The organism is Acinetobacter sp. LipI_19, assembly GCF_058242925.1.
The window spans coordinates 454,459-471,704 of record NZ_JBZAYK010000001.1 but is presented as its reverse complement, the minus strand read 5'-3'; the positions used below and the strand labels follow the sequence as shown (position 1 = coordinate 471,704).

At 37.0% G+C, this 17,246-nt stretch carries 18 protein-coding genes; 6 read left to right on the top strand and 12 right to left on the bottom strand.

The window, feature by feature from the left end; translation table 11 throughout:
* Positions 1–34: 34 nt before the first annotated feature.
* From AC4CVF_RS02315 to AC4CVF_RS02290, 6 genes are all read right to left on the bottom strand, one after another.
* Complete coding sequence (locus AC4CVF_RS02315; RefSeq protein ID WP_490788837.1) at positions 35–220, bottom strand: toxin-antitoxin system, toxin component, PIN family protein; 186 nt, start codon at positions 218–220, stop codon at positions 35–37.
* A gap of 15 nt (positions 221–235) precedes the next feature.
* Complete coding sequence (locus AC4CVF_RS02310; RefSeq protein ID WP_490788836.1) at positions 236–442, bottom strand: PIN domain-containing protein; 207 nt, start codon at positions 440–442, stop codon at positions 236–238.
* Positions 439–690, bottom strand: coding sequence for a DUF6364 family protein (locus AC4CVF_RS02305; RefSeq protein WP_239045162.1), 252 nt, complete (start codon positions 688–690; stop codon positions 439–441). Before AC4CVF_RS02305 ends, AC4CVF_RS02310 begins: the two co-directional genes overlap by 4 nt.
* Before the next feature lie 431 nt (positions 691–1,121).
* Positions 1,122–1,868, bottom strand: a complete 747-nt coding sequence (locus AC4CVF_RS02300) for a hypothetical protein (protein WP_490788835.1) — start codon at positions 1,866–1,868, stop codon at positions 1,122–1,124.
* A gap of 151 nt (positions 1,869–2,019) precedes the next feature.
* The gene (locus AC4CVF_RS02295; RefSeq protein WP_336951867.1) at positions 2,020–2,514 is read right to left on the bottom strand and encodes a DinB family protein; all 495 of its coding nucleotides are present in this window, start codon (positions 2,512–2,514) and stop codon (positions 2,020–2,022) included.
* Positions 2,515–2,790: 276 nt separating this feature from the next.
* On the bottom strand, positions 2,791–3,312 hold the full coding sequence (locus tag AC4CVF_RS02290) for a hypothetical protein (protein WP_336951868.1): 522 nt from the start codon (positions 3,310–3,312) through the stop codon (positions 2,791–2,793).
* A 372-nt stretch (positions 3,313–3,684) separates the two neighbouring features.
* Between AC4CVF_RS02290 and AC4CVF_RS02285 the strand changes: the two genes are divergently transcribed.
* On the top strand, positions 3,685–4,677 hold the full coding sequence (locus AC4CVF_RS02285; protein ID WP_336951869.1) for a putative solute-binding protein: 993 nt from the start codon (positions 3,685–3,687) through the stop codon (positions 4,675–4,677).
* Between the two features lie 54 nt (positions 4,678–4,731).
* On the opposite strand, the gene AC4CVF_RS02280 is transcribed toward AC4CVF_RS02285, so the two are convergent.
* The 3 genes from AC4CVF_RS02280 to AC4CVF_RS02270 form a co-directional block, all read right to left on the bottom strand.
* Positions 4,732–5,763, bottom strand: coding sequence for a hypothetical protein (locus tag AC4CVF_RS02280; protein ID WP_490788834.1), 1,032 nt, complete (start codon positions 5,761–5,763; stop codon positions 4,732–4,734).
* A gap of 267 nt (positions 5,764–6,030) precedes the next feature.
* Positions 6,031–8,103 (bottom strand): M13 family metallopeptidase, encoded by a 2,073-nt coding sequence (locus AC4CVF_RS02275; protein WP_490788833.1) that lies wholly within the window; start codon positions 8,101–8,103, stop codon positions 6,031–6,033.
* Positions 8,104–8,350: 247 nt separating this feature from the next.
* A complete protein-coding gene (locus AC4CVF_RS02270; protein WP_336951872.1) occupies positions 8,351–9,235 on the bottom strand; it encodes a LysR family transcriptional regulator in 885 nt (294 codons plus the stop codon).
* A gap of 163 nt (positions 9,236–9,398) precedes the next feature.
* On the opposite strand from AC4CVF_RS02270, the gene AC4CVF_RS02265 reads away from it, so the two are divergent.
* On the top strand, positions 9,399–9,980 hold the full coding sequence (locus tag AC4CVF_RS02265; protein WP_490788832.1) for a chromate transporter: 582 nt from the start codon (positions 9,399–9,401) through the stop codon (positions 9,978–9,980).
* 6 nt (positions 9,981–9,986) lie between these two features.
* On the top strand, positions 9,987–10,505 hold the full coding sequence (locus AC4CVF_RS02260) for a chromate transporter (protein ID WP_004823357.1): 519 nt from the start codon (positions 9,987–9,989) through the stop codon (positions 10,503–10,505).
* Positions 10,506–10,665: 160 nt separating this feature from the next.
* On the opposite strand, the gene AC4CVF_RS02255 is transcribed toward AC4CVF_RS02260, so the two are convergent.
* Entirely contained in the window at positions 10,666–11,139 is a 474-nt protein-coding gene (locus AC4CVF_RS02255; protein WP_336951874.1) for a hypothetical protein, read from the bottom strand.
* Positions 11,140–11,288: 149 nt separating this feature from the next.
* Here AC4CVF_RS02255 and AC4CVF_RS02250 point away from each other — a divergent pair, with 149 nt between their 5' ends.
* From AC4CVF_RS02250 to AC4CVF_RS02240, 3 genes are all read left to right on the top strand, one after another.
* On the top strand, positions 11,289–11,867 hold the full coding sequence (locus AC4CVF_RS02250; protein ID WP_490788831.1) for a DJ-1/PfpI family protein: 579 nt from the start codon (positions 11,289–11,291) through the stop codon (positions 11,865–11,867).
* 196 nt (positions 11,868–12,063) lie between these two features.
* A complete protein-coding gene (locus AC4CVF_RS02245) occupies positions 12,064–12,252 on the top strand; it encodes a hypothetical protein (RefSeq protein WP_262086650.1) in 189 nt (62 codons plus the stop codon).
* 280 nt (positions 12,253–12,532) lie between these two features.
* Positions 12,533–14,773 (top strand): TonB-dependent siderophore receptor, encoded by a 2,241-nt coding sequence (locus AC4CVF_RS02240; RefSeq protein WP_490789905.1) that lies wholly within the window; start codon positions 12,533–12,535, stop codon positions 14,771–14,773.
* A 97-nt stretch (positions 14,774–14,870) separates the two neighbouring features.
* On the opposite strand, the gene zigA is transcribed toward AC4CVF_RS02240, so the two are convergent.
* Both zigA and AC4CVF_RS02230 read right to left on the bottom strand, forming a co-directional pair.
* On the bottom strand, positions 14,871–16,097 hold the full coding sequence (zigA, locus tag AC4CVF_RS02235) for a zinc metallochaperone GTPase ZigA (protein WP_336952135.1): 1,227 nt from the start codon (positions 16,095–16,097) through the stop codon (positions 14,871–14,873).
* Positions 16,098–16,402: 305 nt separating this feature from the next.
* The gene (locus tag AC4CVF_RS02230; RefSeq protein ID WP_419327127.1) at positions 16,403–17,161 is read right to left on the bottom strand and encodes a peptidase M15; all 759 of its coding nucleotides are present in this window, start codon (positions 17,159–17,161) and stop codon (positions 16,403–16,405) included.
* Between the last annotated feature and the right edge of the window lie 85 nt (positions 17,162–17,246).

Genomic DNA, 17,246 nt, shown 5'->3' with positions numbered 1-17,246 from the left:
ATTTTCTCAAAATTTTGTATCTGGGAACATACCTTCAGCCTACAAAAGTACTCGGTAAAACAACACCTATTTCAGCAAATTTATATTCTTGAATATTTCTCGTCACCATTTTGCTACAACCAAAACTCAACGCAGAAAAATATTGAATTGCATTTTCAAAATCAGAAAACTTAGACACCAGTGCTTGAGAAATCCCAACATGATCGACAGGGATAATCACCAAAATTTTTAAAAGTTATTGAATAAAAAGATGCGCTTTCTCATCACCGCCCAACTTATGCAAAATATAATAAATATTGGCAACACTGTTCGAAGAAATACACCCTGTAAAATGCCCTTTCTCATACAACGCTACAACAGTTTGACTTGCCTCAACAAAAGGCTGACGGGCTAAAGCCACATCCAAAATTACATCAGAATCAATAAATATCCGCTCGCTCATTTATGTTTTTCCATACGAGCTTCAGAAAGCAATGCTTTATAATCCTGCCCTTGATCTTGAACGGCAAACATCCCTGTCAAACGTCCAGTAATAGGCGCTTGAACATCACTCGAAATTTCAGTGTGTGCTGAAATACGATCTAAATAAGCTTCAACCAAACTCGAAACACTCTGCTCATGTTCCTGAGCATAAAGTTTCGCCCGTTCAATCACTTTTTTATCTATAGATAAAGTTAATTTCGCTTGCATAAGATTTCACCTCATACGTATCATTTAATTAATTATACGTATTGGTTAATTTTTAACAATTAAATTTTAACCAAATGAGACAACGATTGATTTCGCATACCTAACTTATTTCTAATATCAGAAAGCAAAAATCATCTGCTATTTTTAAACTATCAAAGCGCTCTACGTTCAGGTTCATACTGATAAATAAAGACCGTATATGTATCGGCAAGATGATACTATTCAAGAGCGATCTTATAGTTCATAAAATATATACCCTTAGTTTTTAAAATCTCTCCCAGATATCCAAATAGATTATTTCTTTTCAATGTCATTTTTTTGTGAGAAGGTACCCAACCCTCTCCCAGAGGGAGCTTCATATGATCTTAATAATGCTATTCATCCAATAATGAATGTTCTCCCTCCGTTTACGAGATGAGGAGCGCTACTGATCATTTATTATTAAACCAATAATCCCATTTCTCACGATCAACGCCAAACTGTCCTTGCCACCATCGTGTTGGATAGTTCACATCATCATTTCTAATCGGTCGGTGCTCTCTTTCTGGATATGTCACATATTTTTCAGCATAGCCAAAATGCTTGTCATCATGCAAAATACCAATCACTCCAAAAATCTCTAAAAGCCCCAAACGCTCATCGTCATTGGAATTGAGTGCTTTAGAAATACTCTTTTTAAGTTGAGCTATTCTGTCATTGGGTTGAGCTGTCTCTATTATCGTTTTGAGTTCATTGAGAATGTTGTAATCTTCATCGCTTGGTTCAACGACAGGAAATTTAAGAAATTGTTCCAAATCAAATAAAACAGAAATCAAATTATCGGTACAGCTTCCATGTTTGTATTTAAAGAAATTGAGTGTATTAAACTCAATGAGTCTTTCAAACTCATACGTATATAGCCCACAAACTGCACATATATTTGAGTTTGGTTCTGGACTGGAAACAAAGTCATGTTCAATCAAACTTTTACCAATACAGTAACTTGATAAAAAAGATCGATACTCCAATCGTCTTGTACTTAGACTGTAAATAAATGCATCCACCACAGATTGCTTTTCAATTTGATTAACTGCTGTTTTTATTCTTCGACAGATTTCATTGTGACTTATTTTTTCTTGTTCAAACATAACGGAATGGCTTTTTGCATATTCAAACTCATCTTCAGTAATGAATTGCATGTATGTATCCCAATAAAACCAGCTCTCTAAATTTTGATCCTGCGAGCTTTTAATGGTTTTAAGTAAAATTTTGACTGCTTTCTTGTCCATGTTTATTTATCTATTCACTTAATTTTTTAATTCAACATCTTACATATATCATGATAATGATTTATCCCACTCTACGTTCAGGTTCATACTGATGAATAAAGACTGTATATGTATCGGCAGGATGAACCACCTGAGCATGATGTAAAGCATGTGCGATATTGCCTCTATGGTATGTTCCATGATTGATGATATGAAAGAAGATCTCTTCTATTGAAAGACTGCCCGTTTTTTTATCTATAAATTGAAAATGAATAATTTCAGCAAGTTGATTCGATGGAATATTTTGGACAAATTCAATAAACCATAAATGTGATTCAGCAATTCGATGCTTAAGTTCATCTAAGGAGGGTAAAAATTCAGTATTGGTTTGGGTGTGCAATGCTTTTTTGTTTTCTAGTCGAGATCTAAATAGCTCTTCGACAATGATCATATGATTGAATTGTTGCTTGGCAAAATTATAATCTTCTAAATATTGCACTTGATTGATCTGATCTACGGCTTTAAATAACCGCTGATCTGACCATTGTTTATATAAAAAGAGTTTTTCAAAATTCATTAAATTGACCTAAAGCTTTCTTTGAATCAAATCATCAAGATAGCATGCAATCACTGAAAAAAACCAATCTTTTAAATATCCTCAAATGCCACGTTTTTACACACAAAGACTCAATTTAGCTTTAATAAGCTTTCTTGATGCATTCATTCCACTCCCCAAACCCTTTCAATAATAAGAAGAGCTTCGTTGAAATTTCTATAATTATTTCAATTGAATCATCAAGACTCCCACTCCTTTAAACAGATAAGAAGTCTTGCTCTGTAAAGGTAAAGTGATTTATGGACGAATCACACCCAACTTATTCCAAATATCAGGGGTTAAAAAAGTCATCACCAATTTATTTAAGTCGATATAACGCAATACACCCTGTAACTGTTTTTTCACTTCAGGGTTTTTAATAATATCTTCACCTGTCGTACGACCTAGCTCTTGGAAACTGTCACCTACTGCTTGCACACCTTCAGCGGCAATCACTGCTTTGGTCTGTGCGGCACACTGCTCTACAATCACCCGTTGTAAAACCTGAGCAAACTTTTGATCGAGTTGTGTTCTTTGTGCATCACTAACATTACTCAATGCTTTTAGATCAGGGTGTGTAGATAACGCAGCAAAGGTCCACTGTAATACTGTAGTTTTATCTGTTGCTGTGGTTGCTTTTACCAAACAATCGCTAAGTTGATCAACGGTTGGTCCTGCGACAGCAAATTGTGCTGTTCCCATTAATGCCGTCGCCATAAATACAGAACGACCCATATGGGAAAATTTAGAATACATTGAGGAGAAAATTTGGCGTGACATAAACAAAGTCCAATTCGAAATTAAATCCTTTGTATCACAAGCGCTACCTATTCGCCTGTTATGACTCTGTAAACAACCACTAATGAAAATAATCTTGTTTGCTGTGCTAAACTCGATTCAATATTTAGGTTGTATTTAAAAATAGAAAGCATCTCAAATTTCAAAAATAAAATACTTTCTTAATCCATCATCTAACTTAAACTGATTAAAGATCTAAAAGACCAATATCTCAGATCTCAATCGATAATCTATATTCAAAAACCTACATTTGTTGGATTTTTTGACATAAAAAACAATCCTCATGGTCATTAGTTCATCAATAGCACATACGTTTTAATAAGATATGCCATAACTGTTTATAGGGAAATATATATGAAAATGGTTCAAACTCTCACAATAACTACTTTATTCGCACTTTCAATACCTGCTTTTGCAAAGCAAGTTGTATGTGTTTTTGATCCGGTTGGTAAAGCAGGTGATGCATATGCCCTAGCTAAAGATTATGCACTTGAAGCAAAAAATTGGGGTGCTGATATAGATTTAAGAGCCGTTACTGACGAAAGGCTCGCCGCAGAAGACTTAAAAGTGGGTAAATGTGATGGTGCCATTATCAGTGGTTTACGTGGGCGCCAATTTAATAAATATATTGGCTCCTTAGATGCGATCGGTGCATTAACGGATATGAAAACAGCCATTTCAGCCTATAAATTATTGTCTTTACCTCGAGCAGCGGAGAAAATGGTCAATGGTCCTTATGAAATTGCAGGATTAGGTACAATTGGCCCAGCATATCTTTTTGTAAATGACAAAAATATCAATACTTTAGCAAAAGCTGCCGGTAAAAAAATTGGGGTGTTCCGTTATGACGAAGCGCAACCAAAATTGGTTCAACAAGTGGGCGCACAAGCTGTTTCTGTTGATGTCACCAGTGCAGGCGCTAAATTTAACAATCATGAAATTGATATTCTTCCTGCACCTGTTGTCGCATTTAAACCTTTTGAGCTCTATAAGGGCCTAGGAGAAAAAGGCGGAATTGTAAAATTTCCACTGACTCAAATTTCGGCCAATTTTATTATTCGCAAAGACAAATTCCCTCAAGGCTTTGGACAAAAATCTCGAACTTGGGTCGCGAGTCAATTGGGCAGAACATTTAACATCGTAGCAAAATATGAAAAAGAAATTCCCGCAAAATATTGGATGAATATCCCAGCCAATGAACAACTAAACTATATCAAAATGATGCGTGAATCTCGTATTGCACTGACTAAATCAGGTATTTATGATCCACAAATGATGAATTTCCTCAAAAAAGTTCGTTGTAAAGAGAATCCGAGTAGTTTTGAATGCTCATTAAATGATGAATAAAGCTTTTTGTTTATTCGGGTATTTCACTCCATTGAGATGAAATACCCCATTCCATTACTTAATCTGCTTTAACATATGTTTGGCAACAGCATGATTTTGATTAGCCGCCAGATTCTGTAAAATACGTTTGGCTCGATCTTGCGGATTAGAAAAACGCTGACTGTAACCCGGCACATTGGTTAAACATCTTGCCACCATTACACCTGATTCGGCATAGACATTGATTCCACTTGCCCCATGCAAGCGTCCATAATTATAGGCGCGTTCTGCATTGTTACAGGCATTGATCTGATTTTGCCCCCGCCCTAAATCCTTACGCGCTGATGTATATAATTGCATCTGTTGTGATTGCGGTGTAGTCACGATTTTTTCAGGCTGAAGTCTTTCTTTTACTTCATCTGCAATTGTGGCGACTGGCTTTTTTTCTTCCACGACTTTAACAGGGGCAGTTTTTGCTACGTTGTTGATAGCAATATTTTTTGAATTGTTCGTTTTTATATCAGTGCTTTTTGCATCACTGCTTTTTGAATGACTATTTTTAGATTTCTTTTCTTGGGTAACTGTCGCCATATTACTTTTGTTGTTATAGAATTTGTTAAGCTCATCCAAAGATAAAACTTTGGTTTGCAAATTTACAACTCGAGTTCCAGTTTGATCAAGTTTACGCTCAGATAAAGGTTCGATAGATACATACCATTGCTGACCATTACTTTCAGTACATTGGTATGCACCGATCCCCTGTTTAACACTGCTATAAGTATTTAATAATTTTTTTGCCCAAATATCCTTAACCGAACTCATTGTGCTTTTTTGCACTTGAGAAAAATGACCACCTTTGGCACTACAATAACGGTTTAAGTAACTTTTGGGTGTTAAAGACTGCACCTGCTGATCACTTTGCTTTGATCCCCAATCATAAACATATTCTTTAGATGCGCTATTGTTTTCATTAATATTGTACTTCTCAATGAGTTCTTGAGCAGAAGCATATTGTTTAAAAGCGTCTGATGTTGATGTATTCATGGTTGTACAACCCTGCAATACAAAACCTACCCCACTCAACAATAAGAATATTTTTAAATTCACCTGACATTTCTCAATTATATTTATGCATAAAAATATCTTAAAATACTCAAAACAACAAACTTATTACATTGAATTTATTAACTATTTATCGAAATAAAGTGATAAAAAAGTCACAAAAAAAATGATTAGAGATAATCAATTAAGTTAAAACTTAAAAAGCTCTATCTAGACATCTATTCCATTGCGATTTATTTATACAACATGTGAAAAAAATGTTAAAAAGCTGCCAAGTGTTGATACAGCTTGGCAGGCTTTTAGGTCAGATTATTACCAAATGGTCACGCGTTTATTGGCAGGTAAATACATTTTATCGCCCTGCTGAATATGAAAAGCATCATAAAATGGCGCTTGATTTAGCAAGGTAGCATTGCCACGAACTTTATCAGGTGAATGCGGATCTCTTTTTAAGAATTCAACTTGCATTGCATCAGTAATTTTAGAACGCCATGCTTGTGCCCATCCAATATAAAAGCGTTGTTCACCTGTTAAATTATCCAATACTGGCGCAGCCTTGCCATTTAAAGACAGTTGATAAGCTTTGTAAGCAATTGCCAATCCAGAGTTATCTGCAATATTTTCGCCTAAAGTTAACTCACCATTGACATGATAGCCTTTGATTGGCTCATAAGCGTTGTATTGAGCAACCAATGTATTGGTTTTTTCTTTAAATTTTCGATGGTCTTCTGCCGTCCACCAATTTTTCATATTGCCCAATTCGTCAAATTGACTGCCTTGATCATCAAAACCATGACTGATTTCATGTCCGATAATTGCACCAATCGCCCCATAGTTCACTGCATCATCGGCATCCATATCAAAGAATGGGGGTTGTAAAATCGCTGCTGGAAAGACAATTTCATTTAAAGAGGCATTGTAATACGCATTGATGGTTTGCGGTGTCATGCCCCATTCATCACGATCAACAGGCTTGCCCAATTTATTTAAGGCATATTGATGTTCAAATTCACGTGAACGGATCACATTTCCAATCAAGTCATTATTTTTGATTTCTAAAGCTGAATAATCACGCCATTTGTTTGGATAACCAATTTTCACCGCAAAACTTGCTAACTTTTTCTGCGCTTGAACTTTCGTTGTTGGACTCATCCAATCCAGTTTGTCTATGCTTTGAGAGTATGCTTTCATTAAGTTTTGCACCAAGACTTCCATGCGTTGTTTTTTCTCAGCAGAAAAATACTTTTTCACATAAATCTGGCCCAGACTTTCACCTAAAGTTCCTTCAACCAATTGCACACCACGCTTCCAACGTGGTTTCTGTTCCTTGATTTCTCTGAGCTGTTTGCTATAAAAATCAAAGCTATTGTCTACGAAAGCTTGACTAAGCAGTGATGAAAAATCACTGACTAAATGAAATTTAAAATAAGCTTTCCAAACCTCTAATGAGGTATTGTCAACAATTGGGCCTAAACCTTTGAAGTAACTCGGTTGAATGACTTGTATGGTTTTAATCTTATCGGACAATTCTTGTTTTTCTAGATAAGTTTGCCAATCAATTTTTGGACTAAGTTTGGCTAAGTCTTGCGTTTTATAAATATTATAGAGTTTTGTTACATCACGGTTTTGGACATTACTCCATTGTATCTTGGCGATTTGAGTTTCTAATTTTAAAATCCCTTGCGCATGCTGGGCGGCTTGCTTGTCTCCAGCTAGGCTTAAAGTTTTTTCAATATACTTTAAATATTGCGAACGGATTTTCTTAAATTTGGCATCATTTTTTAAATAATAATCACGATCAGGTAACCCTAAACCACTCTGTCCAAGCATTGCCACCATTTCAGTTGAATTTTTCATATCTTGGTCAATGCCCACATCAAAAGGGCTGGTTACACCAATACGTGAAAAATGTGCGGCCAATTGCGCAATATCTTTTTTGCTTTTCAATGCATCAACATTGGTAATTTCCGCTTGAATCGGCTGGATCCCCAATGCTTCAATACTTTTTTCATCCATAAAATTAGCATATAGACTTGCCACTTTTTGCTCAGAACTTCCTTCCACCAATTGCTGTTTTGAAAGCTCATCGACAATGTCATGCAATTGTTTTAATGATTCTTCATGCAAAATATCAAAAGTTCCCCACCGTGATTTATCTGCAGGAATTTCAGTATTTTTCAACCATCCTCCATTTACATGTTGATAAAAGTCATCATTTCCTTTTATATTTTGATCAAAATATTGATGATCAATCCCCGATTTTTTTTGATCTTTCACAATAGCTGAAGTGATTTGAGTGATTTGCCCTGTTGTTTCAGCCCATACTGGTGCAGATGACAACATGATTGCAGATGCTAAAACACTTTTTACAAATCCAAATTTCAAAGCGATATCCTCAATTTTATTTCTAAGGTTTGAATTTAAAACAATAATAGTAATCTTGAGCTCAGACTTTATGTGTAGCAAAAATGCAATGATTCACTGATTTTGTTTTCAAGATAGAATTTCACAGCATAGATTATTCCAAAAAACTCAATTTAAGCCTAAATCTTTAATCACTGTGAACAGCATCAACATTCAAAATATATAAATCCACTTATTTAGCTGGAGCTTTAGTAAGTCAACCTATAAATTAAGCGAGCAAATTTAAAATATGTTTTAAACGGATATTTTCAGCAGCCTGCTTATAGACTGCATAAATTGGTGCAATACACGGCGTATCCGCTTTAAGCGCTTTGTAAATAATTTGCTTGTTCCAAAAATCTCGAATGGCCTCTGGAACAATCGACAAACCAATTCCAGCTGCAATCAGATTTAAACTCGACGTTAAACGTGGGGCTTCTTGAACAATCTTTGGACTAAATCCAGCCTGATAACAGCTGGCCAAAATATTATCAAACAAGTCTTGTCCTGCTAAACGGCGATACAGCACAAAATCATAAGGCTCTAAATCAAGTAACTGGATGGCATCTGGATGTTCAGCTAAGGGGTGATTATTGGGCAATGCCACAATTAAGGGCTCATCAAGTACATGCAAACTGGTGAGTCCCAAACCAATCGGTGCAGGCTTACGCAAAAAAACGATGTCATTCTTTTCATTGATGATCGAATCAATCAGGGAGCTACTGCCATCTTCTTCCAAATGAATAGACACCGCTGAAAATACTTCACGAAAATTACGCAGTAAAGCAGGTAAAAAGGAATGTAAGCCAACTGAGTTGGTAAAACCAATATTGATTTGCCCTTCCAAACCTTTAGAAATATTTTGCACGCGTTTGGGGATAGCCTGAGCGTGTGCAAGTATGGTAAGTGCTTCTTGGTATAAGGCCTTACCCGCTTCAGTTGCCTCTACGCCACGCGGTAAACGCTTCAATAAATCCGTATCTAATTCATCTTCTAAGTTTTTGATAATTCGTGTTAAAGGCGGTTGCTGCATATTCAAACGTACCGCTGCCCGAGAAATATTACTTTCCTCAACCACAGCGATAAACGCATTAAGCTTATGAATATCAATCATCTTTTCACCTCAATATCGATCTTTTCATTTTTTCGTGCTAATCCACGTTCAAAGCATACTTTTTAGGTATGGATAACAGCAAAAATAGCATTTTTCTTTATGACTCAACAAGCAGATAATCACATTCAAGCCAAGTACATCACAGCAAATTGAAGAGGTCTAAATGAATACTGAAGCAATCCCAATGGAACAATCCATGACCATACCCAATTGCAAAGCATTATTTTTAGGTTTTATGAAACTTGGCCTCATGGGATTTGGTGGGGTACTTCCTCTCGCACATCGTTTAATTGTAGAAGATCAGAAATGGTTAACATCTGAAAAATTTACCGACTTGTTGGGTGTCTGCCAAATCTTACCTGGTGGAAATATTGTAAATATGGCAGTGGCGATTGGTTATGACTTTGCTGGAGTAAAAGGTGCGATGAGTGCGGTATTGGGTCTTATGCTGGCCCCGACCATTATTGTCATCTCTTTGTACCAGTTATATAGCAGCTTTCAAGATATTCAAATGGTACAGCACATGATTCAAGGTTTAGCTGCCGCTGCTGCGGGTCTACTGTTTGCTACAGGTTTTAAGATGTTAAAACCAATCATGAAAAGTAAGCTGACCTATTTCACCATTATCTTGACCATTATTTTTATGCTGTTGATTAAATTGCCCTTGGCACTGACGCTGTTGATTTTAGTCACCGTGAATATGGCAGTTTTAGCATTTAATCAAACTAAAGTGATTCAGGAGTAAAATAAGATGTATGTTCTCATCGCACTGACTTTAGTGTTTACTCAACTGTCTTTATTGGCCTTTGGTGGCGGGAATGCCATCTTACCTGAAATGCAACATCAGGTGGTTGTGATTCACCAATGGATGACTGCTGAGCAATTCAGCTCTATGTTTGCAATGGCGCAAGCTGCACCCGGTCCCAACATGATGATTGTTCCTTTAGTGGGATGGCATGTCGCTGGGCCAATGGGACTGATCGTGACGTCTTTTGCGAAGTTTGGTCCGTCTTCAATCATCACCATTTATGCACTTAAATTTTGGAATAATTTTAAAAGTCATCCACTGCGGGCGAAATTTGAAAAGGCGTTAAAACCGATTACAGTCGGTTTGGTTTTAGTCAGTGCTTGGATTATTGCCCAAGCCTCTGCTCAAAATATTTTACTGATTGCAATCGTCGCCATCACCATTTGCCTAAGTCTGTTTAAGAACGTTCACCCAGTTTGGTTAATGGTGATTGGTGCTGGTACAGGTGCTTTAATTCTATAGATATTGATTAAGACCGCCTATACAGGTTCATTCATAAAAATTCAGACAAGACATCTTCCTCCCTCTAAGCAGTGCATCACACAAAGCAAAGAGGGAGAAAATTTATAATATAATATGAGATTTAAATCGCGACTGCTCTATATAGCTTAATTTATCTATTTTACTGCTGGTTTTCTAAATCACGTTCACGACAAGAAAGCTCATAATATTCTGCCGTTGGTAATGCTTTCAGTTTAAAACCATAATAATTACTGGCATCTGACTCTACTTTGCTTAACGAACACTGATTAGTTTTGGCAAATTGAGTCAAGAGTTTCATATCACTCTTTTTAGCTAAAACAGCTCCCCAGCCCTCACTGACACAACAACCAGCATACTGTGTCATATATTCGTCTGATAGGAGTGCAACTGTTTGCCCCATAAATTGAAGCGGTTTTTTTAATTTATATACATCATTATAGTCATTTCTTGAAATATCCGGTTTTTTATTGATTATCCCCTGCTTTTGCATCTTTTTAAAGCTCGGAAACTGTGCAGATGCCTCGCCCATTCCTCTATACACTGTTTCTTCTACTGCAGCATGGTTGCTCATAGCAGCAGTCGCGATCACTAAACCCAATAGATACTTTTTCATATTTTTCTCATTCATCACTGAATACAATTTTTATTACAGTTAAGTCTGTTAAATTAAGACTAAAGCCGTATAAATTCAACTTAAAACTGCAACTAGAGCATGCTATTTTACATGAAATAAATCATAAAATTTAAACAAAAGGTGTAAAAATGTCTAAACAAATTCTAATGTTAGTGGGTGATTATGTAGAAGATTATGAAGCCATGGTTCCTTTTCAGTTCCTCACTGGATTAGGCTATAGTGTTCATGCAGTCTGCCCTGATAAAAAAGCTGGCGATACAATTGCAACAGCGATTCATGATTTTGAAGGTGAGCAAACCTATAGCGAAAAACGTGGTCACAACTTTGCAATTAACTATGACTTTAACCAAGTCAACAGCGACAACTACGTAGGATTAGTGATTCCGGGTGGCCGTGCACCTGAATATTTACGTATGAATGACCGAGTAATTGAAATTGTTCGTGAATTTGATGCGATTAAAAAACCAATTGCCGCTGTTTGCCATGGCGCACAACTGCTTGCCGCAGCCGATGTATTAAAAGGACGCTTATGTTCCGCTTATCCTGCATGTGCCTCAGAAGTTAAACTTGTAGGCGGGCAATATGCAGATATTGCAGTCACTGAAGCAGTCACAGATGGACACCTGGTAACAGCGCCAGCATGGCCAGCACATCCTGCTTGGTTAGCCCAATTTGTTAAAGCGCTTGGTGCAACGATTACTTTATAAAATTTAAAACTGTCTAAGCTAAGATTTCCGCTGAGAGAAAACTTAGCCTTATACAACAGTGAAACTTTAAAAATGTTTAGGCTACATAAAGACCTATCAATGTTGCGTTTTTTAACGCTGTATCTCAGCAAAGCGCTTTGCGCTGTGCAATAATTATTTATAGAATTTTATGTTCAAACAATAGGTTAGTATAAAAGTGGAAATCATTGAATTACTCCAACCCGTTACCTTAAATAAAGATAATTTAGAACCAATTACCATTAAAACAGGGACTTTATTAAAGGTACTGATGGTGAATCCATCCTCATATCTTGTTGGTGATGAGTCAGGTGTTTCGTTTCTAGTTAATTTCTCAGAAGAAAATCGACAATGGAAAAAGATATAAGCTTTCAATTCGGAATCAGGATAAGGCTCAGTCCATAATTAATCACTGTGATAAATAAAATATAGGTTTCATATTTTACAATTTATTAGTGTAAAATTACACTCAAACACAACCAATATTTGATAATTTATAAATCAAAATCATACACTTCAATTCAAAACCCCATCTAAATTTTGCATTTATATCATCCATAAAAAAGTTTAAAAATTATGTTTTATTTGTATCTTTTTGTATGTTAATTGATAATAATAATGATTCTTATTTACTAATTTCTATTCTTATGGACAATCTACGTAAACAAACGGCATTAAACATTGCAATAAAATCAATTCTTATTTGCAGCGCTATTTCCCATAGTGCTTTTGCACAAGAGCAAAAAAGTGATGAAGCGAATACTTCTGTACTCCCAACCATTACAGTTAAAGCAGATGCTCAGGATGAAAAAACTGAGGGAAGCGGAAGTTTTAAAGCAAAGTCCTCAAAAAGCTCATCAAAATTAAAATTATCTTTAAAAGAAACACCACAATCTGTAAGCGTGGTCACCCGTGAACAAATTGAACAACGCGGGCTGACCATTCTGGATGATGTTCTTGCCGCAACACCAGGTGTTACCGCCACTAAAAATGACAGTGAACGTTCTAACTACTATTCCCGTGGTTTTCAAATTACCAATAGGCAAATTGATGGTATGCCTGTAGGAGACAATGCTCCCCGCTTTGATAGTTTTTTCTTTGACCGAGTTGAAGTGATCAAAGGTGCTTCTGGCTTAACTGGTTCAACAGGCAGCCCTTCTGCAACCATCAATATGGTGCGTAAGCGTCCTGAAAAAGAGTTTAAGGGCAATGTCAGCTCAACTTATGGCTCATGGGACAATACCCGTGTTGAAGCAGATGTATCCATTCCACTGACTCAAGATGGCAGTGTCCGAAGTCGATTCATGGCAGCGTATACCGATAAAGAATCCTATATGGATCGTTATAAGCTCAAGTCAACAGCCGCAATGGGAATCATCAGTGCAGATTTAACCCCAACAACAACAGCCTCAGTAGGATTTCAATATCAAGACAACGATCCTAAAGGCTCAACGTGGGGAACAGTACCATATTTCAATGCTGATGGAAGCAAAGCAAATTTTCCGCGAAACTTTAGTTTATCTGCGGACTGGAGTTCAATTGCCAATACTGATAAAACCGTTTTTGCCGATCTTGAACATAATTTTGCCAATGACTGGCTGGTTAAAGCAGCGATTGCCCACAGTACCTCAGATAATAGTTGGATGGTGGCTTATGGTGGTAGTGGCTTTCCAGACCCAAAGACAGGGAAAGGCTTAAGTTTATGGACCAGTGTTAGCCCTTATGCTGAAAGTAAAAAGCTCAATATCGATTTGTATGCCACAGGACCATTTCAGTTGTTAAATCGCCAACATGATTTAATTATTGGCTATAGTGGTTTTAAAAGTGAAAGTACCTCATTGAGTGTAAAAAGCAATGTCGAGTATCCAGCAGCTATACCTGATTATCGTAATTGGACAGGTAATATTGCAAAACCAACCTATGAGAAAACCGGAGCTGGAAGTACCAATACCACAGAGCTTTACGGGGTATATTCGACTTTACGTTTAAATCTAGCTGACCCGCTTAAGTTAATTTTGGGCGCACGTTATAGCTCATATGACTATAAAGTTAACAAGTGGGATCCTAATGCCCCAGTTTCTCCTACAAAGCCACGTAACTTTGATCAATTGGTGCCTTATGCAGGGATTTTGTACGATATTAATGATACTTATACGGCCTACACCAGCTACACCAATGTATTTAATCCATCCACTAGACGAGATCGTTTCGGCGATTATCTAGACCCTGAAATGGGAAGCACCACTGAACTAGGGATTAAAGCAGATCTATTGGATGGTAAGTTATTGACCAGTGCTGCTTTATTTTGGTCAAGTGTCAAAGACCTTGCGGTAGAAGATGTTGAATATCGTGAAGGTGTAAAAAATGGCACTATTCCAAAAGTAGATGAGATGGATACTGCATATATATCATCGGGCAAAGGACTGAAAGTTAATGGGTTTGAGTTAGAAGCCATAGGAAAGATACAGGAAAATTGGAATCTTAGTTTCGGCTATACCTATGTCAATAGTGTAAGTTCTGCAAACGCCAATGCTCTAAGCAATATTCCTCAAAACCAAGTAAAGTTATTTAGTAGTATTACTCTTCCAGAAAATCTTTGGACAGGTTCAGAAAAGCTAACATTAGGTGGTGGATTGAATTGGCAAAGTGAAATCTCACAAAAATGGGGGGGAGCTCCTGTAAATGCCTATAACGGTGGTGTAGTCACACAAAAGGCCTATGTATTGGCCAATGCTTTTGCCAGTTATAAGTTAAGTGATGAGCTGACTGCAAGTGTGAATATCAACAACTTATTTGATGAAAAATACTATTTAAATGTAGGTTTCTATAATGGTGTTTATTGGGGAGAACCACGGAATGTGACTTTCACCTTAAGAGCGAAATTTTAATAAAATATAAAGCCAAGCATGAGCATATGATTAAAAGCGCTCATGCTTGCAAGTATTCTCAGCGATGCTTTGGCTGAATTGAACGGATCATAATAAATTAATGGCTAATAATAGAATCAGTCCACCCACTAAAAGGATTTTCAAACTCTTGCCATTTTTCTGCGCCTAACGCCATTTCATCATCGTTTAATAAACAATTATCAAATTGACGAATAAGTTCAGATTGATCCATCTGCATCCCAATCAACACGATTTCTTGTCGTGCATCACCTGTTTGAGCATCCCAGCTTTGTTGAATTGCATCTCGACTTTGTTGATCCGTAGGCCAATGTTCGTCTGGCACTGCTGCCCACCAATATCCAGCAACACCATGGCGTGCCATCGCCCCTGCTTGAGACCAAGATCCAGCAAACTCGGGATTTGAGGCTAACCAAAAAAAGCCTTTGGAACGGATTACGCCTTTCCATTCGGAGTTGATAAAATCAAAAAACCGTTGTGGGTGAAAAGGTCTGCGCGCTCGATAAACAAAATTATTGATTCCATATTGCTCTGTTTCAGGCGTATGCTCACCTCTTAATTCCTTTAACCAACCCGGAGCTTGTGCCGCTTCGTTAAAATCAAATAGCTGGGTATTTAACACCCGATCAAGATTCACCTTGCCAAACGCAGAAACTTCAATTTTTGCTCTTGGGTTTAAAGACTGCAAAATTCCAAATAATTTTTCCAGCTCGTCTTGATCAATCAAATCTGTTTTATTCAATACAATCACGTCACAAAACTCAATTTGATCAATCAGTAGATCAACAACATTTCGCTCATCTTGTTCACCTAATGATTCACCGCGCGCTTGTAAGCTATCCAGCGAACTATAATCTTTTAAAAAGTTATAAGCATCGACCACAGTCACCATTGTATCTAAGCGGGCAAACTCATTGAGAGAAATCCCATTTTCATCTTCAAAGGTAAACGTCTCTGCAACAGGGAGTGGTTCAGAGATCCCTGTAGATTCAATCACCAATTGATCAAAGCGCTGATCCTGTGCTAAACGACGTACTTCAACCAGTAGGTCTTCTCTTAAAGTACAACAAATACAACCATTACTCATTTCAACTAACTTTTCATCCGTTCTTGAAAGCTCAGCACCGCCCTCTCGAACTAAAGCGGCATCAATATTGACCTCCGACATATCATTCACAATCACTGCAATTTTTCGGTCTTCACGATTGTTTAAGATATGATTGAGTAAGGTGGTCTTTCCAGCCCCTAAGAATCCAGAAAGCACGGTGACGGGAAGTTTTTGCGGAGTGGCTAAAAGAGTATTCATTGGCATTCTCACTTTATATTTTTGTGTTTTCATATCGAGATCGACATGAAAATACTGACTGAATAACTCCAAACAGATCGCTTTAGAGTTAAATTTTAGCTGTGCTTGCACATACATTTTCAACACTGCAATTTGATGATTCGGTTTTAATCATTCGGTGATGATTACAGCGTTTTTCCAGATCCTATAAATCTAAGCTGAGGATTGAAAAACATCAGGATTAAGATTATTTAATAGCGGATAAACATGTGTCGCTTGAATTTCTCGTATTAAAAGTTGTCTGATGTCACGGATGAAATTTGACTTCATGGCGATTCACTCACTTTTTTATTGTTGCCAATTAAAGCGTTATTGATACATGGTGATGAGCTATAGCGATGGTCTGCACCCCAAGTACGAAAACCTGCACTATCAATATGAATCTGTCCTGATGCATAGACGCCTAAGCCCATGTGAAGTTCCTCACCAGAATCCAGCCAAAATTGACATAATTTTGCTTTGCGCTCTTGAATCATCAGCTGTTGGTTTAAGTCCGGATTTTCATCACCGATACGAAAATCTAATGCGGCATTAAAAATATGTTTGGAGGAAGCAGCGCCTTTTGCACACTGATTAAGCTTGAAATTTCGATAGACAGAAGTCACGCTAAACTGGGTTAAAATTTTTTCATCCACAAGAAGATTTAAAATTTTTAATGTTGGCACAATATTGCCCCACAGCTCTTGTGGCGGAACTTCAAATTCAGATGCATCACATTGTTGCCAATCTCTGGCTGTTTGTAAAAATTCAAAAATAGGAACATAAGCAGAAATACCTTGTTGCTTTAAAAAGCGCTGATAAGCCTGAACGCTTTCAGCATTTGTCGGCTCACTGAGCCATTTTAAATAAGCAGGCGGCAGATTTTTCTCTTGTTTTAAAATACCTTGCTGCTGAGGAAAGTCTGCTTTTAATGGCACTTGTGGTGACGTTTGCTGAACTGTACGCATAGCATGCATTGTATTTGAGTTATTTTGACTACATGCAGAAAGGCAGAGTATGAATCCGATCAAATATTTTTTGTTCATCTCAATTTGCAATGATCTCATAGCGTAAATTTAACTCAGATGAGTAGTGTTGATTAATATTGTTATGTTATAACATAACAATATC